The organism is Miltoncostaea marina (genome assembly GCF_018141525.1).
GTDB classification, from domain to species: Bacteria; Actinomycetota; Thermoleophilia; order Miltoncostaeales; family Miltoncostaeaceae; genus Miltoncostaea; species Miltoncostaea marina.
In genome coordinates this window covers 2,001,104-2,025,936 of record NZ_CP064655.1, presented here as the reverse complement: position 1 = coordinate 2,025,936, position 24,833 = coordinate 2,001,104, and the positions used below count along the sequence as shown (strand labels likewise).

Below are 24,833 nucleotides of genomic sequence, written 5' to 3'. Positions count from 1 at the left end.
GGGGCGCGGGTGAGGATCGTGGCGGGTGCCCACCGCGGCCGCCGCATCGTCGCGCCCCGCGGCGCCGTCACCCGTCCGACCGCCGACCGGGTGCGGGAGGCCGTCTTCTCGATCGTGGGCCCGGTGGACGGGCTCGACGTGCTCGACCTGTTCGCCGGCTCGGGCGCCCTCGGCCTCGAGGCGCTCTCGCGCGGCGCGGCCTCGGCGACGTTCGTCGACAGCGGCCGGGCCGCGCTGGCGTGCATCCGGCGCAACGTGGAGACGCTCGGCGTCGGCGACCGCGCGCGGGTCGTCGGCCGCGACTGGCGCGCCGCGCTGGCGGCCGAGCGCGCGGCGGGCCGGCGCTACGGCTTGTGCCTCTGTGACCCGCCATATAGCCTCACCGACCGTGTCGTGGCGGGGATCGGCCCGGCGCTCGCGCCCGTGATGGCGGCATCCGGAACCGTGGTGATCGAGCACCCGGCCGCGCTCTCGCCACCGGAGCCCACCGGACTGGAGATCGCCACGCGTATCGATCGGAGCTACGGCGACACCGCCGTCGCCGTGCTGCGGCTGGGGCGCCCGTGAGCGGGCGCGTCCGGACCGCCGTCTGCCCGGGGACCTACGATCCGGTCACCAACGGGCACGTGGACATCATCGCCCGCGCGGCGGGGCTGTTCGACGAGGTGATCGTCTCCGTGACGACCGGCTCGTTCAAGAAGACGCCCCTCTTCAGCGCCGAGGAGCGCATCGCGCTGGTGACGGCGAGCGTCGAGCACCTGGGCAACGTCCGGGTGGAGGGTTTCGACAGCCTCATCACCGAGCACGCCCGGAACGTGGGCGCGAGCGTCATGGTAAAAGGACTCCGGGCGATCTCGGATTTCGACTACGAGTTCCAGATGGCGCAGCTCAACAGGCATCTCGCCGCGGAGATCGAAACCGTGTACCTGCCGGCGTCGCCCCAGTACAGCTTCGTCAGCTCGAGCGGTGTGCGCGAGGTGGCGGCGTGGGGCGGCTCGGTCGACGACTGGGTCCCACCGGTCGTCGCCGAGGCACTTCGGGCCCGGCGTCGTCGCGGCGTCGGCTCGGTCCCCTGAGGAGGGTTCTTTGGACGTTCTGGAACTGATCGACAAGCTGGACGACCTGATCCACAACGCGCGGGCGGTCCCGCTGACCGATCAGGTCCGGATCGACCGCGAGGCCATCTACGACCTGCTCGACCAGATGCGCTCCACGATCCCCGAGGAGGTCAAGCAGGCGCGCTGGATCGTCAAGGAGCGCCAGGAGATGCTGGCCGAGGCCAAGCGCGAGGCCGAGCGCCTCGTGGCTGACGCGCGCGAGCGCGCCGCGCACGAGGCCTCCCAGCAGGAGGTCGTCAAGCGGGCGGAGCGCGAGGCGGCCGAGATCCTCGAGGAGGCCCGCCAGCGCGAGCGCGAGGTGCGCCTGGGCGCCGAGGACTACGCCGACGAGGTGCTCGGCACGCTGGAGGTCAACCTCGGCAAGTTCCTCCAGGCGGTCCAGCGCGGCCGCGAGCGCCTGCAGGGCCGCTCGACCGACGACCACGTGGACGGCGACGGGATGGCCCCCGAGCCGCCCCTGTAGGAGGAGCCGTGCCGAGGGAGGTCGCGATCCTCGACCTCCGGTCGCTCGACATCGCGCCGGGGGCCGCACGGCGCCTGGAGCTGCGCGTGCCCCCGGTCGCCCTGCGCCTCGGGGGACAGGAGTACGCCACCGAGCCGGCGGCGCCGGAGGTCGGCCTCGAGGTCGCCCGGTCGCTCTCGGGGCTCCACCTGCGCCTGCGGTCCGAGGTCACGCTCACCGGGCCCTGCTTCCGCTGCCTCGGCGACGCCCGCGTGCCGCTGCGCATCGACGCGAGCGAGTTCGTGGCCGAGGGGCGGCCCGACGACGCGCCCTTCGACGAGGACCTCGACTCGGCCTACGTCGAGGACGGCGCGCTCGACCTCGAGACGTGGGCGCGCGACGCCATCGCGGAGGCCGTGCCGCCCACCATCCTCTGCCGCGAGGACTGCGCCGGGCTCTGCGCCACCTGCGGCGCCGACCTCAACGCCGGCCCGTGCGGCTGCGGGCCGCCCGCCCCGGACCCGCGGTGGGACGCCCTGCGGGGCCTCGCGGAGCGGCTCGGCCGCGAGGACTAGAAGCGCGGGGCGGCGATCGCTACCCTTCCGCGAGTCCTCCGACCGGTGGAGAGTCCGTGGCCGTCCCGAAGCGAAAGACATCGAAGCAGCGTCGCGACACGCGGCGCGCGCAGCACGCCATCGAGGCGAGCCGCCTCGGCGCGTGCGCGAGGTGCGGCAGCCCCAAGCGCCCGCACCACGTCTGCGGCGTCTGCGGGTACTACCGGGGCCGGCCGGTCGTCGAGATCGAGGGGTAGCACGGCCGACTCGGCGGTCGCTCTCGACGGCATGGGCGGCGACGACGCGCCGGCCGCGCCGGTCCGGGGGGCGATCGAGGCAGCAGGGGACGGGATCCCGATCCTCCTCGTCGGCGACGAGGGGGCACTGCGCCAGGAGATGGCGCGCCAGGGGGCGTCGGAGCACCCGGGCATCCGCGTCGTGCACGCGTCCGAGGTGGTGGCCTCGTCCGAGGTCGGGGCCCGCGCCGTGCGCGCCAAGCCCGACTCGTCGGTCGCCGTGGCCTGCCGGCTCGTGGGGGCCGGCGAGGCCGGCGCGGCGGTCTCGGCCGGCAACACGGGCGCCATGCTCGCCGCGTCGACGCTCCACATGCGCCGGGTGCCGGGCGTCATCCGGCCCGCGATCGCGGTCGTGCTCCCCGGCGCGGGCGGCCGGCCGGTGCTGCTGCTCGACGCCGGCGGCAGCGCGGAGGCCCGCGCCGAGCACCTGCGCCAGTTCGCGCTGATGGGGCGGCTGTTCTCGCGCGACGTGCTCGGCGTGCCCGAGCCCCGCGTCGGCCTGCTGTCGATCGGCGAGGAGGACGTGAAGGGCAGCGAGCTCGTCGTCTCCGCGCACGCCCTGCTGCGCGACACGCCCGGCTTCAGCGGCAACGTCGAGGGGCGCGACATCTCGGCCGCGGTCGTGGACGTGGTGGTCACCGACGGGTTCACCGGCAACGTCGTCCTCAAGACGATGGAGGGGGTCGCCGCCTTCCTGCTGCGCGAGGTGCGCGACGCCATGCGCTCGACGCTCCTCGGGCGGGTCGGCGGCCTGCTGGCCCGGCCGCCACTGCGGCGCATGCGCGACCGCATCGATCCCGAGGAGTACGGCGGCGCGGTGCTGCTCGGCGTGCGCGGCCTGTCGGTGATCGGCCACGGCAACGCGAGCGGCCACGCGATCGCCCAGGCCGTCCGGGTGGCGGCGCGCGGCACGCGCGGTCGGCTGGTGCAGCAGTTCGAGGCCGCGCTGGCGCTCGAGGCGTCCGAAGGGTCGCCGGCCGCGTAGGATCCCCCCGCCGGCGCCACGTCGGCGGTTCGTCCGAGACCGTGTGTAGTTTGCCCAGCCAGAGCCGAGCGGCCACCTGGCGTGGAGAGACAAGAGGGGGACGTTTTGGACCGAGAGAAGGCTGTGGAAGAGGTCCGCGCCATCCTGGTGGAGCAGCTCGGGGTCGATCCGGCGGAGGTCACCGTGGAATCGTCCTTCCAGGAGGACCTCAACGCTGACTCGCTGGACCTGGTCGAGCTCATCATGGAGATGGAGGACCGGTTCAAGATCAAGATCCCGGACGAGGAGGCGGAGAAGATCGCGACGGTCGGTCAGGCCGTCGACTACGTGATGGCCAACCAGGCCTGAGCGGGGTCGGCGCCGCCGCGCCGGGGCTGGCCCGGCTGCTCGGGTCGCTCGAGCCGCGGCGGCGGCGCCAGGTCTTCACCCACAGCTCCTGGGCGCCCCGCAGGGAGGCGTCGTACGAGCGCCTCGAGTTCCTCGGTGACAGCGTGCTCGACCTGATCGTCAGCGAGGAGCTGATGCGCCGCTTCCCCTCGGTCGACGAGGGCGAGCTGTCGTGGATGCGCCAGTCGGTGGTCGCGCGCGAGTCCTGCGCGGCCGCCGCGGCGGCCGCGGGGCTGCCCGAGGCCTTCGCGGAGGCCGCGCCCGCGCCCCGGCGCGCGGCGGCCGCGGAGCTGTCCGGCCGTCCCAGCGTCCGTGCCGCGCTCGCCGAGGCGACGATCGGCGCGGCCTGGCTCGACCTGGGCGCAGAGGCCACCCGCGCGGCCGTGCTGGAGGCGTTCGCCCCGGCCCTCGACGATGCGGTGCCCGGGGTGCGCGACCCCAAGACGACGCTCCAGGAGCTCGCCGCCCGCGACCGCCGCGAGGTGGCCTACGAGCTGGTCGGGGCGGAGGGCCCGCCCCAGGACCGCCGCTTCACCAGCCGGGTGCTCGTCGGCGGCCGGCCGATGGGCGAGGGCAGCGGGCCGTCGAAGCAGGCCTCCGAGCAGCGCGCCGCGGCGCGCGCGCTGGCGGCGCTGTCGGAGGGCGCGCCGTGCTGAGCCGCCTCACCGTGCGCGGCTTCAAGTCGTTCGCCGACCCGACGGCGCTCGAGCTCGGGCCGGGTGTCAACGTCGTGGTGGGCCCGAACGGCTCCGGCAAGAGCAACCTCGCCGAGGCGGTCGTCTGGGCGCTCGGCGAGCAGCGGGCGGGCCGTCTGCGCGCCGGCGGCATGGCCGACGTGCTCTACTCGGGGGGCGAGCGGCGGCCGCCGGCCCAGTTCGCCGAGGTGGCGCTCGTCCTCTCGGCCGCGGAGGCCGACGGGGCGGGGCCGGCCGAGGTGGCCGCCAGCCGGCGGCTCACCCGCGCGGGCGACGCCGACTACCGCCTCAACGGCCAGGGCTGCCGCCTGCTCGACGTGCAGGAGGCGCTCGCCCGGCGCGGCCTCGGCCCCGACGCGCTGGCGGTCATCCGCCAGGGCCAGGTGGAGGCCCTGTGCACCAGCACGCCCGTGGAGCGGCGCGCGATGGTCGACGCCGCCGCCGGGGTGGCGGTCGCCAAGCGCCGTCGCCGCCGGGCGGAGCAGAAGCTGGCCCGGGTGGGCGACCGCCTGGAGCGGGCCCGCGACCTCGCCGGCGAGGTGCGCTCGCGGGCGCGGGCGCTCGAGCGCCAGGCGCGCGCCGCCGAGCGGGCCGGAGCGCTCGAGGCCGAGATGGCCGCCGCCCGCCGGGCGGTGGGCGCCGCGCGGGCGCGGGCCGCCGCCGCCGCCCTGGCCGTCGCGCGCGCCGAGCACGAGCGGCTGCGCGCGGCCGCCGCCGCCGACGCCCGGGCGCTCGAGGCGGCCCGCGCCCGGCGCTCGGCCGCCGCGGCGGCGCGCGAGGCGGCCGGCGCCGAGGCGGGGCGGGCCGGGGAGCTCGCCGCCGCCGTGCGCACCGCGGCCGACCGCACCGCGGGCCGCGCGGAGCTGGCGTGGGAGCGGGTGGCGACGGCCGAGCGCGAGGCCGCCGAGCGGCGCGATCGCCGCCGCGCCGCCGCGGAGCGGCTGGGCGCCCTCGAGGCCGCGGCGCGGTCGGCGGCGGAGGCGGTGACGTCGGCCGAGGCCGCCGCCGGGCGCGCCGACGAGCAGGCGGCCGCCGCCGAGCGCGCCGACGCGGCGGCCCGCGCGGAGCACCGGCGCCTGGAGGACGCGGCGGCGGGCGCCGCCGCCGAGCTGCTGGCCGCCGAGCGCGAGGGCCGCGCCGCCGCGCGCCGCGCCGAGGAGGCGACGGCCGCCCTGGCCGCGGCGCGCGCCCGCGTGGCCGCGCTGCGGGCGGACGGCGTCGACCCCGCCGACCTGGCCCGCGCCGAGCGGCGCGACGAGGTCGCCTCCGGCCGGGTGGCCCGCTGGGCCGAGCGCCAGGCCGACGCGGAGCGCGCTGCCGCCGACGCCGACGCCGCCCGCGCGGGCGCCGAGGCCCGCGCGCGCGAGGCCCGCGGCGCGGCCCGCGCGCTGGCGCCGGCCGAGCGCGCCCGCGACGGGGCGCCGCCCGCGCTCGGCGACGGGCTGCGGGTGGCCCCGGGCGCCGAGCACGCGGTCGCCGCCGCCCTGGGCGCGCTGGCCGAGGCGGTGCCGGCCGGATCGGTGGACGAGGCCCGCCGCGCGCTCGACGACGGCGCCCCCGCGGCCGTCGTCCCGGCGCCGGGCCGGGCGGCCGCGGCGCCGCCGCCCGGCGGCCGGCCGCTGCTCGAGCTGGTCGTCGAGTGCCCGCCGGGCGTGCGGCCCCACGTCGAGCGCCTGCTGGCCGACGCCTGGCTGGTCGACGACCTCGCCGCGGTGCCGCCGGGCACGCCGGGCGTCGCCGTCACGGCCGACGGGCTCGCCCTGCGCCCCGCCGACGGGGTGGTGCTGCGCTCGGCGGGCTCGTGGGCGCGCCGGGCCCTGCACGAGCGCGCCGTCGAGGCCGAGCGCGCCGCCGCGTCCGCCGCCGAGGCGACCGCCGGCGAAGCGCGCGCCGCGGCCGCCGCGCTCGAGCGGGTGCGCCGGCGGCGCCGGGCCGCCGACCGCGCCGCCGCCCGGGCGGGCCAGGCGCTCGCCGCCCTGCGCGCCCGCGCCGGGCGGCTCGCCGCCGGTACCGCGGAGGCGGCCGCGGAGGTCGAGCGCCTGGAGGCCGCCGCCGCGGCGGCGACGGGCCCGTCGGCCGCGGCCGGCCCCCGCGCCGAGGCTGCCCGCGCCGCGGCCGGCGCCGCCACGCAGGCCGCCGCGGCGGCGCGGGACGTCGCCGACCGCGCCGCCGCCGCCCACCGCGCGGCCGGCGCGGCGGCCGCCGACGCGCGGGCGGAGCTGGCCGCGGCGCGGGCCCACGCGGCGGAGGCGGCCGCGCGGCTCGAGTCCACCCGCTCCGCCGCGGGCGCGCCCGAGCGCGAGCACGACCTCGAGCCGGCGCGGGTCGCCGCCCGGGCGCTGGAGGCCGCGGCCGCCGCCCTCGGCCCGGCGGCCGGCCGGGCGGCGGCGCTCGCCGCCGAGGCGGCGTCCGCGGCGCGCGACCTCGACGCCGGCGTGGCGGCGGCCGACCGCGCGGTGGAGCAGGCTGAGCGGGCGACGACCGCCAGCGGCGGCGCCGCCCACGCGGCCGAGGTGGCCGAGGCCGTCGCGGCCGAGCGCGCCGCGGAGGCCGGCCCGCCGCCGCCCGCCGACACGGAGGGCGACGAGGAGCCCCCCGACGAGGAGGCGGCCGTCGCGCGGCTGGCCGAGCTCGAGCGCCGCCGGGCCGCCATCGGCGCCGTCAACCCCCTCGCCGCCGCCGAGCGCGAGGAGCTGACGGAGCGCGAGACCGAGATGGCCGAGCAGATCGACGACCTCGAACGGGCCGCGGCGTCGCTGCGCGAGCACCTCTCCGAGCTGGACACCGCGGTGGCCGAGGGCTTCCAGTCGCTGTTCGGCGCCTTCCGCGAGCGGTTCACGGAGGTCTGCGGGCTGCTCTTCCCGGGCGGCGAGGGCCGCCTGCGGGCGGTCGAGGACGAGGAGGGCGAGGCCGGCATCGAGGTCGAGGTCGTCCCGGCGGGCAAGCGGCCGCGCCCGCTGGCGCTGCTCTCGGGCGGCGAGCGGTCGCTCGTGGCGCTCGCCTTCTGCCTCGCCCTGGCGATGGCCCGCCCCGCGCCGTTCTACCTGCTGGACGAGGTCGAGGCCGCCCTCGACGACGTCAACCTGCGCCGCTTCCTGGCGGTGGTGAAGCGCCTCGCCGAGCGGACCCAGTTCCTGCTGATCACCCACCAGCAGCCGACCGTCGAGATCGCCGATACGATCTTCGGCGTGACCATGGGCTCCGAGGGCGTCTCCCAGATCGTCGCGCGCCGCCTGACGCGCGACGTCGAGGGCCCCGCCCGTCCCTACGTGCGCCGGGCGCTCCACGCGATCCCCGGCGGCGCGGCCGGGTGAGCGGGGCGGGGGAGGGCGACCGCGAGGCCTGGGCGGAGCTGCTCGGGATCGCCCCGCCGCCCGCGGAGGAGGCGGCCCCGCGCCGGCGCGGCCTCATGGCGCGCCTGCGCGAGAACCTCAGCCGCCCGCGGCAGACGATCTCGCCGCAGCTCGCCGGCATCTACGCCGGCAAGCTCGTCACCGAGTCGACGTGGGACGAGCTCGAGGAGGCCCTCATCGGGGCCGACTGCGGCATGGACGCCTCGCTGGCGCTCGTCGAGGAGCTGCGCGAGGAGGCGGCTCAGGGCCGCATCGTGAGCGGCGACGACGTCTCGAAGGTGCTGTGGCGCACGATGGCGGCGCACATGGCCCCAGAGCCGGCCCGCATCCCGCTCGACGGGTCGCCCACGGTCATCCTGATCGTGGGGGTCAACGGCAGCGGCAAGACCACCACCGTCGGCAAGCTGGCCTACCGGCTGGGCGAGCTCGGCAAGAGCGTGGTGATCGGCGCCGCCGACACGTACCGCGCCGCGGCCATCGACCAGCTCGCCGTGTGGGCGGACCGCGCCGGCGCCCAGCTCGTGCGCCAGCGTCAGGGCGCCGACCCGGGGGCGGTGGCCTACGACGCCGTGGCGTCGGCCCGCGCCCGCGGCGCCGACGTGGCCCTCATCGACACCGCCGGGCGGCTGCAGACCCAGCGCAACCTGATGGAGGAGCTCCGCAAGGTTGCGGCGGTGGTGCGCAAGGTCGACCCCGACGCGCCGCACGAGGTGCTCCTGGTGCTCGACGCGACCACCGGCCAGAACGGCCTCAGCCAGGCGCGGCTGTTCGACGAGGCGGTCGACCTCACCGGCGTCGTGCTGACGAAGGTCGACGGCACGGCGCGGGGCGGCATCGCGCTGGCGATCCGCCGCGAGCTCGGCATCCCGGTGAAGATCGTGGGCTCCGGCGAGAAGCTGGAGGACCTGCAGCCGTTCGACGCCCAGGCCTTCGCCCGCGCGGTCTTCGCGCCGGACGGCTGATCGCGCCACCCGAGGGGTGACGCGTCGTCTAGAGTGATCGGCTGGCGATGTTCGACGCGCTGACCGACAAGCTGCAGGGGATCTTCTCGGGCCTGAAGGGCCGCGGGAAGCTGACCGAGTCCGACATCGACCAGGCGATGCGGGCCATCCGCCTGTCCCTGCTCGAGGCCGACGTCAGCCTGCCCGTCGTCAAGCAGCTCACCACGGCGATCGCCGCCCGCGCCAAGGGCGCCGAGGTGATGGAGTCGCTGACCCCCGACCAGCAGGTCGTGAAGATCGTCAGCGACGAGCTCACCGCGCTGATGGGCGAGTCGAACGTCGCGCTGCCGCTCGCATCGAAGCCCCCGACCATCGTGCTGATGGCCGGCCTGCAGGGCTCCGGCAAGACCACCTGCGCGGCGAAGCTGGCCCGCCACTTCCGCCAGCAGGGCCGCGCGCCGATGCTCGTGGCCTGCGACGTGCACCGCCCGGCGGCGGCCGAGCAGCTCGCCGTGCTGGGTCAGCAGATCGACGTGCCCGTGCACCGCGAGGACGGCGGGGACGCGGTCGCGATCGCGCGCAACGGCGTGGAGGCCGCGCGCCGCGCCGGCCGCGACCTGGTCATCGTCGACACCGCCGGCCGCCTCACGATCGACGCCGAGATGATGGACGAGCTCGTGCGGGTGCGCGACGCGATCCAGCCCACGAGCGTCGTGCTGGTGGTCGATGCGATGACCGGCCAGAGCGCCGTCGATGTCGCGAAGGCGTTCGGCGAGGCGGTCGATTTCGACGGGGTCGCGCTGACGAAGCTCGACGGCGACGCCCGCGGCGGCGCGGCGCTGTCGGTGCGCGCGGTCAGCGGCAAGCCGATCCTGTTCGTCGGCACCGGCGAGAAGGTCGACGCCCTGGAGCCCTTCCACCCCGACCGCATGGCGTCCCGCATCCTCGGCATGGGCGACGTCATGAGCCTGATCGAGAAGGCCCAGGCGACGGTCGACGTGGACGACGCGAAGCGCCTGGAGCAGAAGATCCGCGGCGGCTCGCTCACCCTCGAGGACTTCCTCGAGCAGATGCACCAGGTGCGCCGCATGGGCCCGATGTCCCAGGTCCTCGGCATGATCCCCGGGTTCCGCAACGCCGCGAAGGCCCGGGACCTGCAGGTCGACGACGGCCAGCTCGACCGCGTCGAGGCGATCATCCGCAGCATGACGCTGCAGGAGCGGCGCCACCCGGAGATCATCAACGGCAGCCGGCGGCGGCGCATCGCCTCCGGCAGCGGCACAAGCGTGCAGGAGGTCAACCAACTCCTGTCACAGTTCAAGCAGATGCGGAAGCTGATGAAGCAGATGGGCCGCGGTGGCCTGCCCGCTCTCCTCGGCAGGTAACCCGCCCGACCCCCAGACAAGGAGCACCGTGGTCAAGATCCGCCTCGCCCGAGTGGGCGGCAAGAAGAACGCCATCTACCGCGTCGTCGTCGCCGACTCGCGCTCCCCGCGCGACGGCCGCAACATCGAGACGATCGGCCGCTACAACCCCCAGACCGAGCCCTCGGTCGTCGAGATCGACGTCGCCAAGGCCGACACCTGGATCGCCCAGGGCGCCCAGCCCTCGCAGGCGGTGAAGAAGCTGATCAAGATCGCGCGCGCCCAGGCCGCGGCCTGACGATGGCCGATCCGAGCCCGCTCGCGAACATGGTCGCCGCGCTCGCGCGGGGCCTGGTGGATCACCCGGAGCGGGTCGAGGTCACCGAGGAGGCCGACGGCGACGGCCGGGTGATCTCGCTGTACGTCGCCGAGGAGGACCTCGGCCAGGTCATCGGCCGGGGCGGCAGGATCGCGCGCGCGCTGCGCGTCATCCTGCGCGCGGCCTGCACCGCGCGGGGGGAGCGCGCCACCCTCGAGATCGTCGACTAGGCCGGCGCCGTCCCCATGACGGCGTCGCGGGTCGTGATCGGCACGATCGGCCGCCCCCACGGGGTGCGCGGCGGCGTCCGCGCGCGCGCCTCGGGCCCGACGCTCGGCACGCTGGAGCGCGGCGAGGTGGTGGAGGCGCGCCCGCGCGACGGAGCGCCGCGGCTGCTGACCGTGGCCGAGCGCGGCGGCATGGCCGACGCCCCGGTGCTGCGGTTCGACGAGGTCGGCGACCGCGAGGCCGCCGCCGCCCTGACCGGCGCCGAGATCGCGGTGGAGCCCGGTCGCATCGCCGAGCTCGGCGACCCCGACACCTTCTTCGTGCGCGACCTGGTCGGCTGCGAGGTGCTCCTGGGCGACCGCCCGCTCGGGCCGGTCAGCGACGTCATCGCCGCGCCGGCCAACGACGCGCTGGAGGTCGCCACCGCCGACGGCCCGGTGCTCGTCCCCTTCACCGCCGACGCCGTGCGCGACCTCGACCTGCCCGGCCGGCGCATCGTCGTGCGCCCGGACCTGCTCGGCTGATGCGGACCGACGTCTTCACGCTCTTCCCGGAGTGGTTCGACTGGATGCGCCGGCCGCGCCACCTCGCCAACGCGGCCCTGTCGGCGGGCCTGGAGCTGCGCTGCTTCTCGCCGCGCGACACCACCCCGCTCTCCCACGGCCAGGTCGACGACGCCCCCTACGGCGGCGGGCCGGGGATGGTCCTGCGCGTCGACGTCGTGGCCGCCGCCCTCGAGGCCGTCTACGGCGAGCCCGCCGAGCGGGTGCGCGACCGCCGCCGGGTGGTGGTGCTCACCCCGCGCGGGCGCCCCTTCACCGACGCCGTGGCCCGCGAGCTCGCCGCGCTGCCCGAGCTGGTGCTGCTGTGCGGCCGCTACGAGGGGTTCGACGAGCGCGTGCACGAGGTGCTCGCCGGCGACGAGATCCGCCTGGGGCCGTTCGTGCTCGCCGGCGGCGAGGTGGCCGCCATGGCGATCATCGACGCGGTGGGGCGCCGGCTGGAGGGCGCGCTCGGCAACGCGGAGAGCCTGCGCGCCGAGTCGTTCTCCGAGGAGCTCGGCGGGGGGGTGGAGCACCCGCACTACACCCGCCCGGCGGCGTTCCGCGGCCACGAGGTGCCGCCCGTGCTGCTCTCGGGCGACCACGGCGCGATCGCCCGCTGGCGCGCCGAGCGGGTGCTGCCGCCACGCGAGCGCTGAGCGCGGCCCCGGCGCCCATCCGTGGCGGCGGCCCTGATATGCTCCCCGTCGTTTTGCCGGGCCCCGACCCGGATCGCCGAGCGAGGAGCTGGACGTGAGCGTCATCGAGAGCCTGGAGCGCGAGCAGCTGCGGGACGACATCCCGGAGTTCAAGCCCGGCGACACCGTGCGCGTGCACTTCCGCGTCATCGAGGGGACGCGCCAGCGCGTCCAGGTGTTCGAGGGCACGGTCATCAAGCGCCAGGGCTCGACCAACCGCGAGACGTTCACCGTCCGCAAGCAGAGCTTCGGCGTCGGCGTGGAGCGCACCTTCCCCGTCCACTCGCCGAAGATCGAGCGCATCGAGCGCACGATGGAGGGCGACGTCACCCGCGCGAAGCTCTACTACCTGCGCGGCAAGGTCGGCAAGAAGGCCCGCATCCGCGAGAAGCAGCGCTCCTAGCGGCCGTCCCCGCGGCGTGGGCGCCCGCCGCAGACCGGGGCAGCACCGCCCCTCCGCCCGCCTCTTCGCGCACGACCGCGGGTTCGGCGAGCGCCGCGTCGCCGGGGCCGACGAGGCCGGCCGCGGCTGCCTCGCCGGGCCGCTGGTCGTGGCCGCGGTCTGCCTCGACCTGGAGGCGCTGACCCCCTCGGGCCGTCGCGCCCTGGGCGACCTCGACGACTCGAAGCGCCTGCCGCACCCGGTCCGCGAGCGGGTGGCGGCGGCGGTGATGCGCCACGCCCAGCAGGTGGTGGTGCTGTCGGCCAGCGCCGCGACCATCGACCGCGACGGCCTCCACCGCACCAACCTGCGCCTGCTCGCGCGCGCCCTGTCGGCGCTGCGCCCCTGCCCGACGATCTGCCTGGTCGACGGCTTCCGGCTGGGCCCGGCCGCGCCGCCCCACCGGGCCGTCGTCGGCGGCGACGGCCGCAGCGCCGCGATCGCCGCCGCCTCCGTGATCGCCAAGACCGCGCGCGACCGCCTCATGACGGGCCCCGCCCACGCGGCGTACCCGGCGTTCGGGTTCGGCGACCACGTCGGCTACGCGACCTCCGAGCACCACGCCGCCCTGCGCGCCGAGGGCCTGTCGCCGCTCCACCGGCGCTCGTTCCGCTCGGCGGCCTACCCGGGCGCGCCGCTCGCGTTCCCCGGGCCGGGGGAGGACGCCCCGCCCCTCGCCGGGGCGTCGGCGGGCTAGCGCTCACGGCGGTCCCGCCGCGCGGGACCGGGGGAGGACGGCCCGCCCCTCGCCGGGGCCTCGGCCGGGTGGCGCTCACGGCGGCCCCGCCGCGCCGGGGCGGTGGCGCACCCGCGCCCGCAGGCGGCCGGCACGCACCGCGATCAGGTCCAGGCGCACCTCGTGGCCGGCGAGCTCCGGCCGGCGCGCCAGGAACGCGCGCGCCGCGCGGGCCATGCGCCCTCGCTGCGCCGCGGTGAGGGGCTCGGCGAGCGCGCCGTCGTCGGCGCGCGTCTTGACCTCGCACACGGCCACCACCCGCCCGCGCGCGGCGACCAGGTCGAGCTCGCCGCCGCCGCCCCGCCAGCGGGTCGCGAGGATCGTCCAGCCGCGGCGGCGCAGGTGGCGCGCCGCCGCCCGCTCGCCCCGCACCCCCCGTTCCGCACGCGTCTCCATGCCGCCATCCTCGCCGGCCCGGGCGTGACGGCGGAGGGCTCAGGCGTGCCGGGGGCGTGCCGGGATCGTTCCGGCCGCCGTCACTCCCCCCAGCGGAAGCCGACCGGCGCGGCCGCCACCGGCAGCGGGCTGCCGGGCAGCCCCTCGGGCTCGCTCGGGTCGTTGTAGCCGCCCGGCGCGATGTCGTTCGGGGCGTCGGGGTGGAACAGCGAGGCGAGGTACTGCACCTGGCCGCGCCCCGGCCCGAGCTCGGTCTGCCCGCCCGAGTAGGCGGCGATGCCGTTGATCCGCAGGTGGTCGTAGGCGTCGAACAGCCGCCGCAGCGGCCCGAAGCGCGATGGCTTCATGTTCACCGTCCGCGGCGGCCAGTCGCGGGCGAGGATGTCCTCCACCGAGTGGATCGGCGCGTCCCAGGTCACGCGGTCCTCGTGGCCGCGCAGCGCCTCGCGCAGCGGCGGCGTCAGGCGGGGGTCCTCGATCAGCGCGTCGGGGAAGGCCTCGGCCACCCGGCGGTACGTCGCCGGGTCGGTGGCGACCGCGAAGGGCAGCTCGTCGCCGTACTGGCCCTTCATGTCGACCACGTCCACGACGCCGAGCGACGCCAGCTCCTCGACGAGCTCCGGTGACCAGTCGTCGTCGGGGTCGAGCTTGAAGCGCAGGCCCGGCCGGCGCGCCAGCAGGCGGCGCACCCGCTCGGCGGTCGGCGGGTCGCCGAGCCGCGTCGACACCACGAAGCGCACCGGCCGCGGCGTCAGGCCGAGCACCTCGGCCAGGTTCCTGCCGGCCTGGCGCAGCGCGAGATCGAGGGCCGCGCTCTCGTACGCCCAGCGCCGGTAGTCGCGCGAGGCGTCGAGGCTCGGCGGGTCGGCGTGGAACAGGTCGATGCCGTCGAGCAGCCCCGACAGCTCGTCGAGCGTGCACGAGCCCGCCAGCGGCAGCACCGGTCCCGCCGCGGCCTGGGTCTCGTGCTCGACCGGGTCGTAGCAGACGTCCTCGCCGACGCCCTCCTCGCCGTCGCCGCGCAGGCGGATGACGGTGGTGAGGCGGCGCATCTGCGGGCCGAGCTCCAGCGCCCGCACCTCGAGGGCGTAGTCGTCGATCCGCACCGGCAGGCCGGCGATCCTGTCGTACGTGCTCATCGGGCACCTCGTCGCGTGGGTGGCACCAGGAGGGCGCGGGTGAGCGTACCCCGGCCGGCCGGACCCCTCATCCGCACGAGCACCCGGTAGCGCCCCGGCGCGAGGCGGCCGAGCCGCACGCGCCGCACGCCGGCGCCGACGGTGCGCGGCCCGATGCGGCGCACGAGGCGCAGGCGGGCCGGCCCGCGTCCGGCCCGCGTCACGCGTCGCGCGACCACGACGCGGACCGTCGTCCGCGAGGGCAGGCCCAGGCGCAGGACCCACGCGCCGCCGCCGCGCAGCAGCCGGGCGGCCGGCCGGCGCACGGCGGCGGGACGCGGCGCCGGCCGCGCCGCGTGGACGGGGCCGGCGGCGGCCGCCGGGGGCGGCCCCCCGGGCGTCGCGAACGGGCGGTCGGCGCCGCGGGTGACGCCCCCGACGGAGCTCACCACCAGCCGCTGGTGCACGACCGCGCCGGCCGGCAGCCGGTCGATCCGCTCGGACACGCCGCGGGCGGGGCCGGGCGGCGCGGCGCGGGTCGGCGTGGAGGATTCGAGCGCCGGCGTCGGCCCGTGCTCCCAGCGGTAGGCCAGCGGCACCGCCGACGCGGGCAGCGCGCCGGTCAGCAGGGCGGAGCCGCCCGCCACCTCGGTCGCCTCGCCGGTGGCGCCGCCGGGGCCCGGCCCGCCGGTGGCACGGCCGCGAGCGCGCCGGGGGCGCTCAGGCGCCCGCCCGTCGCCACCCGCCCCGCGAGCGCGGCGACCGGCTGGGCGCCGTCCAGCAGGGCGCGCCGGAGCTGGCGCGTGGAGGCCCCCGGGTTCGCCGCCAGCACGAGGGCCGCCACGCCGGCCGCGTGGGGGGCCGCGAAGGAGGTGCCGGTCATCGGCGTCCATCCCCCGCCCCGGCGGGGCGCCGTGATCTCCACGCCGGGCGCGGCGAGGTCGACGGCGACGTCCCCGTGGTTCGCGAAGGGCGCCAGCCGGTCGTCGGGCCCCGTGGCGGTCACGCACACCACGTTCTCCAGCGGCAGGGCGCACGGGTGCACCGGCGAGGCGTCCACGTCGAAGCCCACGTTGCCGCCGAGGCCCGGCCGCCCGTTGCCCGCCGCGGCGATCACGAGGGCGTCCGGGGCGCTCGCGATGGCCTCGCGGATCGCGTTCGACGGCGCGCCGCCGAGGCTCAGGTTGATGATCCGCGCGCCGCGCTCCGCGGCGTAGGTGACGGCCGCCGCCACCGCCGATGACGTGCCGGTGCCGTCGTGCTCCATGGCCCGCACGGGGATCAGCGTGGCGGCCCAGGCGACGCCCGCCACCCCCACGCCGTCGCCGCCCCGCGCGGCGATCACGCCGGCGACCGCGGTGCCGTGGCTCACGGTGTCCTCGTCGCGGGGGTCGGCGTCGCCGGCGACGAAGTCCCACCCGCGCCAGTCGTCGACCCGCCCGTTGCCGTCGTCGTCGCGCCCGTTCGCCTCGCGCCCGCCGCCCATCTCGCCCGGGTTCACCCCCGGCATCGCCGCGGCCAGGTCCGGGTGGCCGGCCTCCACGCCGCCGTCGATGACGGCGATCCGCACGCGGGCGTCCCCGGTCGTGCGGTCCCAGGCTGCGGCCGCCCCGATGTCCGCCCCCGGCGCGCCGGGCGACCCGCCCACCGCCTGGCCGGTGTTGCGCAGGCCCCACTGCGAGCCGAAGAGGGGGTCGGCCGGCACGACCGCCGCCCGCACCGGCCGGTCGGGCTCGGCCCAGCGCACCGCCGGGTCGCCGCGCAGGCGGGCGAGCGCCTCCTCGGCGCGGCCATCGCGGACGGTCGCCACGCGCGCCCCGCGCGCGGTCACGACGCGGCCCAGGTCCACCCCCGCCCGCGCCTCCAGCGCCGCCCGGGCGGCGGGCCCGGCGCCGTCGTGCAGCCCCACGACGAGCCGGGCGTCGTCGTCCTGGGCGGAGGCCGTCGCCGGCGCCGCGAGGCCCGCCGCCAGCAGCGCGAGGACCGCCCGCCGGGTCACCGGCCGGGCGGGTAGCTGATGATCTCCGTGGCGACGGTCCCCGGCCCGCGCAGGTAGATGCTGCGCGTCGCGTCGCGGTGGGTCGCGATCTCCGCCCCGTGCTCGGCGGCGAGCCGCTCCAGCTCCGCGTCGTCGACCCGGAAGGCGAGGTGGTTGGGGTGCTGCTCGGGCAGCACGAACGCGATCCGCACGCCCGCCGAGTCCACGAGCGCCCACGTCGCGTCCTGGTAGAGCACCGTGGTGCCCGGCACGGTGGCGCGCTGCCACTCCACGGCCTCGGCGATGTCGGGGACCTGCTGGGCGACGTGGTCGAACCTCACGAGGCGCTCCTCCCGGACGGTGTGGGGGAGAGGTTACGGGGTGGGGCGTGCCGCGCGCTGTGACGATCCCGTGCGGGTTCCGGCACGGTCGCGCCCTCACCCGCGCGCCCGCGGCCGCCAGGCTGCCCGGGCATGGTCGCCCACCTCGTCAGCCCGGCCGTCCTCGGCCTCGAGACCTCCACCGTCCAGGTGGAGGTCGACCTGCGCGCCGGCCTGCCGGCCTTCTCCGTCGTGGGGCTGGCCGACGTGGCCGTGCAGGAGGCGCGCGAGCGGGTCCGGTCGGGCATCGTCAACCAGGCGTTCGCGGTGCCGTCCCGGAGGATCGTCGCCAACCTCGCCCCGGCGGACCTGCGCAAGGCCGGGCCGCAGTACGACCTGCCGCTCGCCCTCGCCATCCTGGCGGCGTCGGGCCAGCTCGCCCCGGACGCGCTCGCGGGCGTCGGGGCGGTCGGCGAGCTCGCCCTCGACGGCGCGCTGCGGCCGGTGCCCGGCGTGCTCGCGATGGCGGAGCACGCCGCGCGCGCCGGGTGGCGGCGGCTGCTCGTGCCGCGGGCCAACGCGGCGGAGGCGGCGCTCGTGCCGGGCGTCGAGGTCCTCGGGCCGGCGACCCTGCGGGCGGCGGTCGATCAGCTCGAGGGCCGGGCCGGGCCGTCGCTGGTGCGCCTCGACGCGGGCGCCCTGCTGGCGGGCGCGCAGGCGGCGCCGGGGCCCGACCTCGCCGAGGTGCGCGGCCAGGGCGCGGCGCGCCGGGCGCTCGAGATCGCCGCCGCCGGCGGCCACTCGATGCTCATGATCGGCCCGCCCGGGGCGGGCAAGACCATGCTCGCGCGCCGCCTGCCCGGCGTCATGCCGCCCCTGCTCCTGGAGGAGGCGATCGCGGTCACCCGCATCCACTCGGTCGCCGGCCTGCTCGACCCGGGGTGTCCGCTCGTGGTGCGACGCCCGTTCCGGGCGCCGCACCACACGATCTCGGCCGCGGGGCTCGTCGGCGGGGGGCGGGTCCCGCGGCCGGGGGAGGTCAGCCTGGCGCACCACGGCGTCCTGTTCCTCGACGAGGTCTGCGCCTTCGCGCCGTCGGTGCTCGACGCGCTGCGCCAGCCGCTCGAGGAGGGGCGCATCGACGTCTCCCGCGCGATGGGCAGCGCCCGCTTCCCCGCCCGCCCGCTGCTCGTCTGCGCCGGCAACCCGTGCCCCTGCGGGTTCGACGGCGACCCGGTGCGGCGGTGCGTGTGCCCGCCGGGACGCGCCGAGTCGTACCGGGCGCGCATCTCCGGGCCGGTCGCCGACCGGATCGACCTGCACGTCGAGGTGCCGCGCCTCGAGCGCGAGGAGCTGCTCGGCGGCGCGCCCGCGGAGGCGGCGGGCGAGGCCACGTCCGCCGTGCGCGCGCGGGTCGTGGCCGCCCGCCGGCGCGCGGCCGCGCGCGGCCAGGACCGCCCCAACGCCGAGCTCGGCCCCGCCGCCGCACGCGCGGCGGCGGCCCTCCGCCCGCCGGCACGGGAGCTGCTGGGCCGCGCGGTGGACCGGCTCGGCCTGTCGGCGCGGGCGCACGACCGCATCCTGCGTGTCGCCCGCACGATCGCCGACCTCGACGGGGCCGACGCGGTCGATGCCCACCACCTCGCCGAGGCCGTCGGGTACCGCGCGTCCGCCGCCGCGCAGGCCGCGTGAGCGGCCCGGCGCCCGCCTGGCCAGTCGGCCTCGCCCGGCTGGCGCAGGCGCTCGGCCGCGACCTGCAGCGCGCCGCGCGCGCGGCGGGCGGGCCGGAGCGGCTCTGGTCGTGCGACCGGCCCGGCCTGGGCCGGGCGCTGCGCGCCGCGGGCGGGGACCTCGACGTCGCGCACCGGGCGCGGGCGCGCATCGACCCGGCCGCCGACGCGGCGGCGCTGCGGGCGGCGGGCATCGCCCACGTCGGCCCGCCGCACGCGGCCTACCCGGCGGCTCTGCGCGAGCTCGTCGATCCGCCGTTCTGCCTGTTCCTGCGCGGGCGCGCCGAGGAGGCGCTCGCGCGGCTCGCCGAGGGCCCGGCGGTCGCCGTCGTCGGGGCCCGCCGGGCCACCGTCCAGGGTGCGGCCTTCGCGCGCGAGCTGGGGGGCGAGCTGGCGCGCCGCGGCGCCGTGGTGGTGAGCGGGCTCGCGCACGGCATCGACGCCGCCGCGCACGAGGGCGCGCTCGAGGCCGGCGGGGCGACCGTGGCGGTGCTCGGCTGCGGGGTCGACGTGCCGTACCCGCGCCGCAACCGGGGCCTCGCGCGGCGCATCGCCGAGACCGGCGCCCTCGTGTCGGAGTTCTGGCCGGGCACGCCGCCCGCGCCGTGGCGCTTCCCCGCCCGCAACCGGATCGTCGCCGGCCTCTGCGGCGCGGTGGCGGTCGTGGAGGCGGGGCGGCGGTCCGGCGCGCTGATCACCGCCGACTTCGCCCTCGAGCTGGGCCGGCCCGTGCTGGCCGTGCCGGGGTGGCCCGGCGCGCTGGCCTCCGAGGGCTGCAACGGCCTGCTGCGCGCCGGCGCGGCCCTGCTCGAGTCGGCGGACGACGTCGTGGCCGAGTTGCGCCACCCGGGCTGGCGCGAGGTCGCGCCGCCGCGGCCGCCCGCCCTCGAGGGGCTCATGGGGCGTGTGCACGAGCGCCTCGCGCGCGAGCCGATGGCGGCGGACGCGCTCGCCGAGGCGCTCGGCGAGGACCCCGGCGCGATCGCCGCGGCGATCGCCCTGCTGGAGGTCGAGGGGCTCGCGGTACGGGGCGAGGGCCAGCGCTTCTGGGCGGCGCCACTGCGCGGCGCCCCCGGGGCGACGGGCGGCGGGCGGGGATGAGAGACTCGGCCGCATGGGGCGGACGGTCGACTGGGGCGACGGCGACTACTCGCGCACGGCGCAGGAGATCGCGCCCGTCGCCGACGAGGCGCTCGCGGTCGCCGGAGTGGCCGCGGGGGCGCGGGTGCTCGACGTGGGCACCGGCACGGGCAACGCGGCGCTCGCGGCCGCCCGCCGGGGCGCGGTGGTCACGGCGGTCGACCCGTCGGAGCGGCTGCTGGCGGTCGCCGGTGGGCGGGCGGCGGCCGAGGGGCTGCCGGTCACGTTCGTCGCCGGGCGGGCCGAGGCGCTGCCCGTGGCCGACGGCGTCGCGGACCTCGTGGTGAGCGTGTTCGCCGTCATCTTCAGCGACGACCCGCCGGCCGCGGCGGCCGAGATGGTGCGGGCGGCCCGGCCGGGCGGCCGCATCGCGCTCACGGCCTGGCTGCCCGGCGGGGCGATCGGGGAGGCGGGGCGGATCGTGTCGACCGCGCTCTGGCCGCCGCCGGAGGGGGGCGACCGGCCACCGCCGCCCTGGGCGGACCGCGAGGCCGTCACGGCGCTGCTGCGGGACGCGGGCGCCCGCGAGGTGGCGATCCACGAGCGCGCGGTGGCGTTCTCCCGCCCGTCGGCCGAGGCGTGGATGGCCGACCAGGAGGCCCACCACTCGGTGTGGCGCCTCGCGCGGCGCGAGCTGGCCGACTGGCCGCGGCTGCGCGCCGAGACCGTGGCGGCCCTGGAGGCGGCCAGCGAGGACGCCTCCTCGTTCCGCTGCACGAGCGGCTACCTGGTGATCACCGCGCTGGCCTGACGAGGGGCGGCCGGCGGAGGGCCTGGCGGCGGGTGGCCGCCGGCCGGGTCAGCGGGTGGGCGCCCGCCTGCGCTGGCCGCCGCTCGGGTGGTCGGCGCCGTCGCGGTAGCGGGCGAGGACGTCCTCGGCGAGGTCGGCCACCGTGCGCCGCAGGCCGACCGGCTCGAACAGCACCGCCTCGCCCTGGTACTTGAGCAGCTCGCGCACGAGCCACTCCTCGCTGGCGTACGGGATCTCGACCAACACCGAGCCGTCGGCGAAGCGCTCGCGGGAGCCGTGCTTCTCGAGCATCCAGCGGGCGAGGGAGGGGGCGCACCAGACCGAGGCGCTCTGGGCCACGGTCTCCCCGCCGAGCGGCGGCCGCGCCCCCCACGGCATGTACGGCCCGGCGGAGCCGATGTCCGGCCGGCGGGCGAAGCGCTCCTCCAGCACGGAGGCGCTGCGCACCCGGTCCAGGCGGAAGGTGCGCTGGCCCTCGGCGCGACGGCAGTAGGCGACGACGTACCAGGCGTCCTGGGCGTTGACGAGCAGGTGGGGCTCGATCGTGCGGCGGGTGATGGCGCCGCGCGACTCGGTCCAGTACTCGATCTCGAGCAGGCGGTCCTCGCGGATCGCGTGGCTCACGGCGGCGGCGACGCCGGTGTCGGCGACCTGGGCCTGGCCCAGCTCGACCGTCGGCAGGCTGTCGCCGCCGAGCGCCGCCTCCAGCTTGGCGCGGACCGAGCTCAGCGAGCTGCCGGCCTCGATGGGCAGGCGGTCGCCGATGAAGTCGAGGGCCCACAGGAGCGCCTTCGCCTCGAGCGGCGACAGCCGCGCCGGTCGGGCGAAGCGGTCGCCGTAGGTCTCCTTCTGCACCACGACCGTGTCGCCGTCGATCTGCGCGAACAGCGCGTAGCAGCCGCCGCCGAAGTTGATCAGGTTGAGCAGGCCGATGTCGTCCTCGAGCACCCGCTTGTCGAGGTTGAGGGCCTGGCGGAGCTCCGCGACCGGGATCTGGGCCTCGGCAGACTCGCCGCAGGCGGCCAGCAGCCGGGTCATCAGCGCCAGCAGGCGGGCGAAGCGCTCGGCCGGCACCACCCGCTCGGCCGCGGCGGCGGAGGCGCCCCCGGCGGGCGGGGCGGCCTCGGACGCCGGCGCCGGCGGCGCGCCGCCGGCGGCGGGCGCCGCGGGCGGCGCGGGACGGCCGCCGCCGCCCTGGTGGCGCTCGGCGGCCAGCTCGAGCGCGGCGATGGCCGCCTCGCGCAGCTCGGGCGGGTCGAGCACGCGGGCGTCCGCGCCGAGGCCGAGGATCCAGGCGAGCAGCTCGCGCCGGCTGCTGTAGCGGGTCGTGTAGACCGCGGAGCCGTCGGGCTCCATCGCCGTCGTGCCGTAGGCGCCGAACATGCCCTCCACCCACCAGGCGATCGTGGGGGTGAGGGCGATCGTCGCGGTCTGCTCGGGCCCCTCGAGCTGCCACGGCGCGCGGTCGCGGTAGCGCGACAGGTCGAAGTCGGCCGGGGCGCGGAAGTCGTGCTCGGCGCGCGTCTTGAACGTGATGCGGCCCTCGATGCGCGACAGGCGGAAGATGCGCATCGCGTCGCGCTCGTGCGAGTGGCCGATCATGTACCAGTTGCCCGCGTTGTAGAGCAGGCTGTACGGGTCGACCTCGCGCTCGGCCCGCTCGTCGCGGCCGATCGTGTAGTAGGTGAAGCGGATCGTCTTGCGGCGGCTGATCGCCGACTCGATCTTGGTGAGGTGGGCCGCCACCTCGGGCGAGTAGTCGCCGCCGAGCAGGTTGACCGAGACGGTCCGCGCGGCGCGGTCGTCGAGCGGGCTCGGCCGGCCGAGCGTCAGGTGCTGCAGCGCCAGGCGCAGCGGCTCGGCGTATGCGAACTGCCCCTCCAGCAGGTAGAGGCAGGTCTGGAGGGCCGACAGCTCGGCCTCGTCGAAGTCGAGCTCCGGCAGGTAGTAGTTCTCGGGCGGCAGCGCGTAGAGGTCGCCCTGGAACGGGTCGTCGCCGGGGCGCTCGACCGCCAGCCGCAGGCCCATCGACTCGATCTCGGCGCGGTCGGCGTAGAACCGGCGCAGGAACGCCTGCTCGGTCATGCCGCCGTAGCCCTCCACCGCCTCGTGGATCTCGTCGGCCGTCACCGGTCGCTGTTGCGACATGAGGAAGGCGATCAGCGAGAGCTGGCGGACCAGCTTGTCGTCGTCTCTGGAGGCCATGGCGATGAAGGTCCGCCCCGGTCGTCCGGGGCGCTCGATGATAGCCCAGGCGACCCCGCAGGGCCGCGTCCCCCGGGGCGCGTTCCGCCCCGGGCGGCCGCGTCGGCGCCCGGTCAGGGGCGCCGCCCCGCGGCGGGGGCGGGCGCCCGCGCGGCCATCAGGTCGCGGTGCGCCGCGCCGGCCACCGCGAGCTCGAGCGGCACCAGCACCACCACCGGCACGAGCGCCCAGGCCAGGCCGGGGGCGAGCGCGACCGCCGCGGCCAGGCCGCCCGCCATGCCGGTGAGGATCACGCCGAGCTCCGCGCGGGTGACCGACGCCGGATCGTCCGGGTCGACGGCGCGGTGCAGGACGAGGGCCACCGCGAAGCCGGCGGCGGCGAGGGCGAAGGCGGCGTCGACGGCCGCCGTCAGCGCGAGGGCGCCGGCCAGGGCGGCCGCCGCCCAGAGCACCGCGTAACGCCGCCCGCCCGGGCCCAGCACCACGATCGTGGTGCGCTTCGGGGGGTCCGCGCGGCTGTCCGGCCCGCGGTCGAGGTAGTGGTGCATCATCAGCATCGCGACGCACGAGGCGGCGTAGACGAGCCCCGCGGCGGCGGGCGCGCCCCCGATCTCGCCGCGCTGCACGACGTAGGCCCCGGTCACGCAGGCCCAGACGCAGGCGAAGGCGATCGTCTCGCCGAGGTATGGCCGGTAGGCCGCCCGCACCGGGGGCAGCGTGTAGAGCACCGCCCCCGCCAGCCCGGCGACGCCGTAGAGCGCGAGCGGCCAGCCCCACGCCACGGCGGCGAGGGCGCCGAGCGCCGCGGTGGACAGGCCCGCGGCCCAGGCCACGCCCGCCAGGGCCCGGGGCCCGAGCAGGCCCGAGGCGATCACCTTGCTGCCGCCGCTGATCACCCGCGGGGCGGGGTCGCGGTCGGTGCCCGAGCGCCAGTCGACGATCTCGTTGACCGAGTGGGCCACGAGCCCCTGCAGCAGCACGCCGACCGCGACCGCCACCAGGTAGCCCGGCACCGACACGCCGCCGCCGTCGCGCCAGGCCAGCGCGGTGCCGAGCGTGATCGCGGTGAACGACCACTGGAGCACGGGGATGACCCGGATCTCCAGCCAGAGGCCCAGCAGCGCCCGCCGTGCGCCGTCCATGGGGCATCGTACCCACGGCCGGGGCCGCTGGTACCCTGCCGCCATGGCCGCATCGCTGCACGTCCACGAGATCCCCTCCGAGGACACGCTGGCCCAGCTCGTCGGGGCCGCGACGCCCCACTTCGCGTTCCAGATCCGCGACCGGGTGCGCCAGTACGCCGACGCGCTGCCGCCCGGGCACCCGCGCCAGGCGGAGCTCGCGCGCCACCTCGAGCGCCTCGAGGCGCTCGGCTACAAGGGCGAGGCGGCGGGCGTCACCGACCCGGATCTGCCGCCGCGGCGCTCGCTGTCGGAGCCCGGCCCGCGCTGAGCGCCTCCCGGGTGACGCGGACCAGGATCCGCAGCACCCGCGCGGTCGCGCCCCACACGTCCTCGCCCGCCAGCGGGTAGCGCAGCGCGAGCGGCGCCGGCTCGGCCGGCAGCGCCGCGTCGGCGCGCAGCAGGTCGGCGAGCGGGGCGTCGATGATCCGGGCCACCTCGGCGTCGCTCGGCACCGCCCGCGCCGGGCGCTCGAGCAGGGCCACGAACGGCCGGATGATGAAGCCGGAGGTCATCGTGTGGACGTCGTCCAGCTCGCCCAGCACGCGCAGGGCGCTGCGCGGCAGGCCGACCTCCTCCTCCGTCTCGCGCAGCGCGGCGTCGCGGCCGGAGCGGTCGCCGGGGTCGATCACCCCGCCGGGCAGCGAGATCTGGCCGGGGTGGGAGGGCAGATCGTCGCTGCGCTTGGTGAGCATGAGGTGCGGCGCATCGTCGATGTCGTAGAGCACGATCAGCACGGCGGCGCGGCGGCCCGGCCCCGGCAGCTCGGCCACCGACCGGCCGCGCAGGCGGGCCTCGAGCAGCGCCGCCAGCTCGGCGGCGCCGGGCAACGGATCGTGGTGCGGCGCCGGGGCGGGGGTCACCCGCCGAGTGTACGCGCGTCGCGCGGCGGCCCGGCCGCCGCGTCTGCAACA

The 24,833-nt window shown here is 78.0% G+C and carries 28 protein-coding genes and 1 pseudogene; 21 read left to right on the top strand and 8 right to left on the bottom strand.

The genetic code is table 11. The features are described from left to right. Positions 1–9 precede the first annotated feature (9 nt). The 17 genes and pseudogenes from rsmD to ITJ85_RS10100 all read left to right on the top strand — a co-directional run bounded on the left by rsmD (position 10) and on the right by ITJ85_RS10100 (position 13,061). Positions 10–567 carry a 16S rRNA (guanine(966)-N(2))-methyltransferase RsmD gene (gene rsmD, locus ITJ85_RS10180; RefSeq protein ID WP_217912991.1) on the top strand — a complete coding sequence of 186 codons (558 nt, stop codon included), beginning with the start codon at positions 10–12 and terminating at the stop codon, positions 565–567. Then, the gene (coaD, locus tag ITJ85_RS10175) at positions 564–1,076 is read left to right on the top strand and encodes a pantetheine-phosphate adenylyltransferase (RefSeq protein ID WP_217912990.1); all 513 of its coding nucleotides are present in this window, start codon (positions 564–566) and stop codon (positions 1,074–1,076) included. The genes rsmD and coaD overlap by 4 nt, the downstream gene beginning before the upstream one ends. Positions 1,077–1,086: 10 nt before the next feature. Next, positions 1,087–1,581 (top strand): ATP synthase subunit B family protein, encoded by a 495-nt coding sequence (locus ITJ85_RS10170; RefSeq protein WP_217912989.1) that lies wholly within the window; start codon positions 1,087–1,089, stop codon positions 1,579–1,581. Positions 1,582–1,589: 8 nt separating this feature from the next. After that, positions 1,590–2,135: a YceD family protein gene (locus tag ITJ85_RS10165; protein WP_217912988.1), complete on the top strand. Its 546-nt coding sequence runs from the start codon at positions 1,590–1,592 to the stop codon at positions 2,133–2,135. A gap of 56 nt (positions 2,136–2,191) precedes the next feature. After that, entirely contained in the window at positions 2,192–2,371 is a 180-nt protein-coding gene (gene rpmF / locus ITJ85_RS10160) for a 50S ribosomal protein L32 (protein WP_217912987.1), read from the top strand. Positions 2,372–2,399: 28 nt separating this feature from the next. After that, a pseudogene (gene plsX, locus ITJ85_RS10155) lies at positions 2,400–3,395 on the top strand (phosphate acyltransferase PlsX); the annotation flags it as partial. 105 nt (positions 3,396–3,500) lie between these two features. Beyond that, entirely contained in the window at positions 3,501–3,743 is a 243-nt protein-coding gene (gene acpP / locus ITJ85_RS10150) for an acyl carrier protein (protein ID WP_343232948.1), read from the top strand. Next, on the top strand, positions 3,740–4,438 hold the full coding sequence (locus tag ITJ85_RS10145) for a ribonuclease III family protein (protein ID WP_343233015.1): 699 nt from the start codon (positions 3,740–3,742) through the stop codon (positions 4,436–4,438). Before acpP ends, ITJ85_RS10145 begins: the two co-directional genes overlap by 4 nt. Next, positions 4,432–7,791: a chromosome segregation protein SMC gene (gene smc, locus ITJ85_RS10140; RefSeq protein ID WP_217912983.1), complete on the top strand. Its 3,360-nt coding sequence runs from the start codon at positions 4,432–4,434 to the stop codon at positions 7,789–7,791. The genes ITJ85_RS10145 and smc overlap by 7 nt, the downstream gene beginning before the upstream one ends. Beyond that, positions 7,788–8,792 carry a signal recognition particle-docking protein FtsY gene (ftsY, locus tag ITJ85_RS10135; RefSeq protein WP_217912982.1) on the top strand — a complete coding sequence of 335 codons (1,005 nt, stop codon included), beginning with the start codon at positions 7,788–7,790 and terminating at the stop codon, positions 8,790–8,792. Before smc ends, ftsY begins: the two co-directional genes overlap by 4 nt. A gap of 47 nt (positions 8,793–8,839) precedes the next feature. Then, complete coding sequence (gene ffh / locus ITJ85_RS10130) at positions 8,840–10,156, top strand: signal recognition particle protein (protein WP_217912981.1); 1,317 nt, start codon at positions 8,840–8,842, stop codon at positions 10,154–10,156. A 28-nt stretch (positions 10,157–10,184) separates the two neighbouring features. Next, the gene (gene rpsP, locus ITJ85_RS10125) at positions 10,185–10,433 is read left to right on the top strand and encodes a 30S ribosomal protein S16 (protein WP_217912980.1); all 249 of its coding nucleotides are present in this window, start codon (positions 10,185–10,187) and stop codon (positions 10,431–10,433) included. A gap of 2 nt (positions 10,434–10,435) precedes the next feature. Beyond that, the gene (locus tag ITJ85_RS10120) at positions 10,436–10,684 is read left to right on the top strand and encodes a KH domain-containing protein (protein WP_246496240.1); all 249 of its coding nucleotides are present in this window, start codon (positions 10,436–10,438) and stop codon (positions 10,682–10,684) included. Positions 10,685–10,699: 15 nt separating this feature from the next. Next, positions 10,700–11,206, top strand: coding sequence for a ribosome maturation factor RimM (rimM, locus tag ITJ85_RS10115; RefSeq protein WP_217912979.1), 507 nt, complete (start codon positions 10,700–10,702; stop codon positions 11,204–11,206). After that, complete coding sequence (gene trmD, locus ITJ85_RS10110) at positions 11,206–11,883, top strand: tRNA (guanosine(37)-N1)-methyltransferase TrmD (RefSeq protein ID WP_217912978.1); 678 nt, start codon at positions 11,206–11,208, stop codon at positions 11,881–11,883. The genes rimM and trmD overlap by 1 nt, the downstream gene beginning before the upstream one ends. A gap of 94 nt (positions 11,884–11,977) precedes the next feature. Beyond that, positions 11,978–12,325, top strand: coding sequence for a 50S ribosomal protein L19 (gene rplS / locus ITJ85_RS10105; protein ID WP_217912977.1), 348 nt, complete (start codon positions 11,978–11,980; stop codon positions 12,323–12,325). Between the two features lie 16 nt (positions 12,326–12,341). Further along, positions 12,342–13,061, top strand: a complete 720-nt coding sequence (locus ITJ85_RS10100) for a ribonuclease HII (protein ID WP_217912976.1) — start codon at positions 12,342–12,344, stop codon at positions 13,059–13,061. 75 nt (positions 13,062–13,136) lie between these two features. Here ITJ85_RS10100 and ITJ85_RS10095 read toward each other — a convergent pair whose 3' ends face one another. The 5 genes from ITJ85_RS10095 to ITJ85_RS10075 form a co-directional block, all read right to left on the bottom strand. Further along, positions 13,137–13,496 (bottom strand): YraN family protein, encoded by a 360-nt coding sequence (locus ITJ85_RS10095; RefSeq protein ID WP_217912975.1) that lies wholly within the window; start codon positions 13,494–13,496, stop codon positions 13,137–13,139. 80 nt (positions 13,497–13,576) lie between these two features. Further along, complete coding sequence (locus ITJ85_RS10090) at positions 13,577–14,635, bottom strand: enolase-like domain-containing protein (protein ID WP_217912974.1); 1,059 nt, start codon at positions 14,633–14,635, stop codon at positions 13,577–13,579. Beyond that, positions 14,632–15,261: a hypothetical protein gene (locus ITJ85_RS10085; protein WP_217912973.1), complete on the bottom strand. Its 630-nt coding sequence runs from the start codon at positions 15,259–15,261 to the stop codon at positions 14,632–14,634. The genes ITJ85_RS10090 and ITJ85_RS10085 overlap by 4 nt, the downstream gene beginning before the upstream one ends. After that, complete coding sequence (locus tag ITJ85_RS10080; protein ID WP_217912972.1) at positions 15,237–16,613, bottom strand: S8 family serine peptidase; 1,377 nt, start codon at positions 16,611–16,613, stop codon at positions 15,237–15,239. Before ITJ85_RS10080 ends, ITJ85_RS10085 begins: the two co-directional genes overlap by 25 nt. Further along, positions 16,610–16,933, bottom strand: a complete 324-nt coding sequence (locus ITJ85_RS10075) for a VOC family protein (protein WP_217912971.1) — start codon at positions 16,931–16,933, stop codon at positions 16,610–16,612. The genes ITJ85_RS10080 and ITJ85_RS10075 overlap by 4 nt, the downstream gene beginning before the upstream one ends. Positions 16,934–17,065: 132 nt before the next feature. Between ITJ85_RS10075 and ITJ85_RS10070 the strand changes: the two genes are divergently transcribed. Genes ITJ85_RS10070 through ITJ85_RS10060 form a run of 3 tightly spaced genes read left to right on the top strand, consistent with a single transcriptional unit; the run spans position 17,066 to position 20,533 of the window. Further along, positions 17,066–18,604, top strand: a complete 1,539-nt coding sequence (locus ITJ85_RS10070; protein ID WP_217912970.1) for a YifB family Mg chelatase-like AAA ATPase — start codon at positions 17,066–17,068, stop codon at positions 18,602–18,604. Beyond that, a complete protein-coding gene (gene dprA, locus ITJ85_RS10065; RefSeq protein ID WP_217912969.1) occupies positions 18,601–19,743 on the top strand; it encodes a DNA-processing protein DprA in 1,143 nt (380 codons plus the stop codon). The genes ITJ85_RS10070 and dprA overlap by 4 nt, the downstream gene beginning before the upstream one ends. Positions 19,744–19,756: 13 nt before the next feature. Next, positions 19,757–20,533 (top strand): class I SAM-dependent methyltransferase, encoded by a 777-nt coding sequence (locus ITJ85_RS10060; protein WP_217912968.1) that lies wholly within the window; start codon positions 19,757–19,759, stop codon positions 20,531–20,533. 48 nt (positions 20,534–20,581) lie between these two features. Here the strand turns inward: ITJ85_RS10060 and ITJ85_RS10055 are convergent, their stop codons facing one another. Together ITJ85_RS10055 and ITJ85_RS10050 are read right to left on the bottom strand one after the other, a co-directional pair. Further along, positions 20,582–22,738: a helix-turn-helix transcriptional regulator gene (locus ITJ85_RS10055; RefSeq protein WP_217912967.1), complete on the bottom strand. Its 2,157-nt coding sequence runs from the start codon at positions 22,736–22,738 to the stop codon at positions 20,582–20,584. 113 nt (positions 22,739–22,851) lie between these two features. Beyond that, positions 22,852–23,880 carry a prenyltransferase gene (locus ITJ85_RS10050; RefSeq protein WP_217912966.1) on the bottom strand — a complete coding sequence of 343 codons (1,029 nt, stop codon included), beginning with the start codon at positions 23,878–23,880 and terminating at the stop codon, positions 22,852–22,854. Positions 23,881–23,923: 43 nt separating this feature from the next. Here ITJ85_RS10050 and ITJ85_RS10045 point away from each other — a divergent pair, with 43 nt between their 5' ends. Then, on the top strand, positions 23,924–24,190 hold the full coding sequence (locus tag ITJ85_RS10045; protein WP_217912965.1) for a hypothetical protein: 267 nt from the start codon (positions 23,924–23,926) through the stop codon (positions 24,188–24,190). Here ITJ85_RS10045 and ITJ85_RS10040 read toward each other — a convergent pair. Then, positions 24,135–24,782 carry an NUDIX hydrolase gene (locus tag ITJ85_RS10040; protein ID WP_217912964.1) on the bottom strand — a complete coding sequence of 216 codons (648 nt, stop codon included), beginning with the start codon at positions 24,780–24,782 and terminating at the stop codon, positions 24,135–24,137. The two genes, ITJ85_RS10045 and ITJ85_RS10040, sit on opposite strands and share 56 nt — an antisense overlap. Positions 24,783–24,833 lie beyond the last annotated feature (51 nt).

Excerpts from the sequence above, each read along its gene's own strand:
- ffh (WP_217912981.1), top strand. The coding sequence starts at position 8,840 with ATGTTCGACGCGCTGACCGACAAGCTGCAGGGGATCTTCTCGGGCCTG.
- ITJ85_RS10120 (WP_246496240.1), top strand. The coding sequence starts at position 10,436 with ATGGCCGATCCGAGCCCGCTCGCGAACATGGTCGCCGCGCTCGCGCGG.
- rimM (WP_217912979.1), top strand. The coding sequence starts at position 10,700 with ATGACGGCGTCGCGGGTCGTGATCGGCACGATCGGCCGCCCCCACGGG.
- trmD (WP_217912978.1), top strand. The coding sequence starts at position 11,206 with ATGCGGACCGACGTCTTCACGCTCTTCCCGGAGTGGTTCGACTGGATG.
- ITJ85_RS10095 (WP_217912975.1), bottom strand. The coding sequence starts at position 13,496 with ATGGAGACGCGTGCGGAACGGGGGGTGCGGGGCGAGCGGGCGGCGGCG.
- ITJ85_RS10090 (WP_217912974.1), bottom strand. The coding sequence starts at position 14,635 with ATGAGCACGTACGACAGGATCGCCGGCCTGCCGGTGCGGATCGACGAC.
- ITJ85_RS10070 (WP_217912970.1), top strand. The coding sequence starts at position 17,066 with ATGGTCGCCCACCTCGTCAGCCCGGCCGTCCTCGGCCTCGAGACCTCC.
- ITJ85_RS10060 (WP_217912968.1), top strand. The coding sequence starts at position 19,757 with ATGGGGCGGACGGTCGACTGGGGCGACGGCGACTACTCGCGCACGGCG.
- ITJ85_RS10055 (WP_217912967.1), bottom strand. The coding sequence starts at position 22,738 with ATGGCCTCCAGAGACGACGACAAGCTGGTCCGCCAGCTCTCGCTGATC.
- ITJ85_RS10050 (WP_217912966.1), bottom strand. The coding sequence starts at position 23,880 with ATGGACGGCGCACGGCGGGCGCTGCTGGGCCTCTGGCTGGAGATCCGG.
- ITJ85_RS10045 (WP_217912965.1), top strand. The coding sequence starts at position 23,924 with ATGGCCGCATCGCTGCACGTCCACGAGATCCCCTCCGAGGACACGCTG.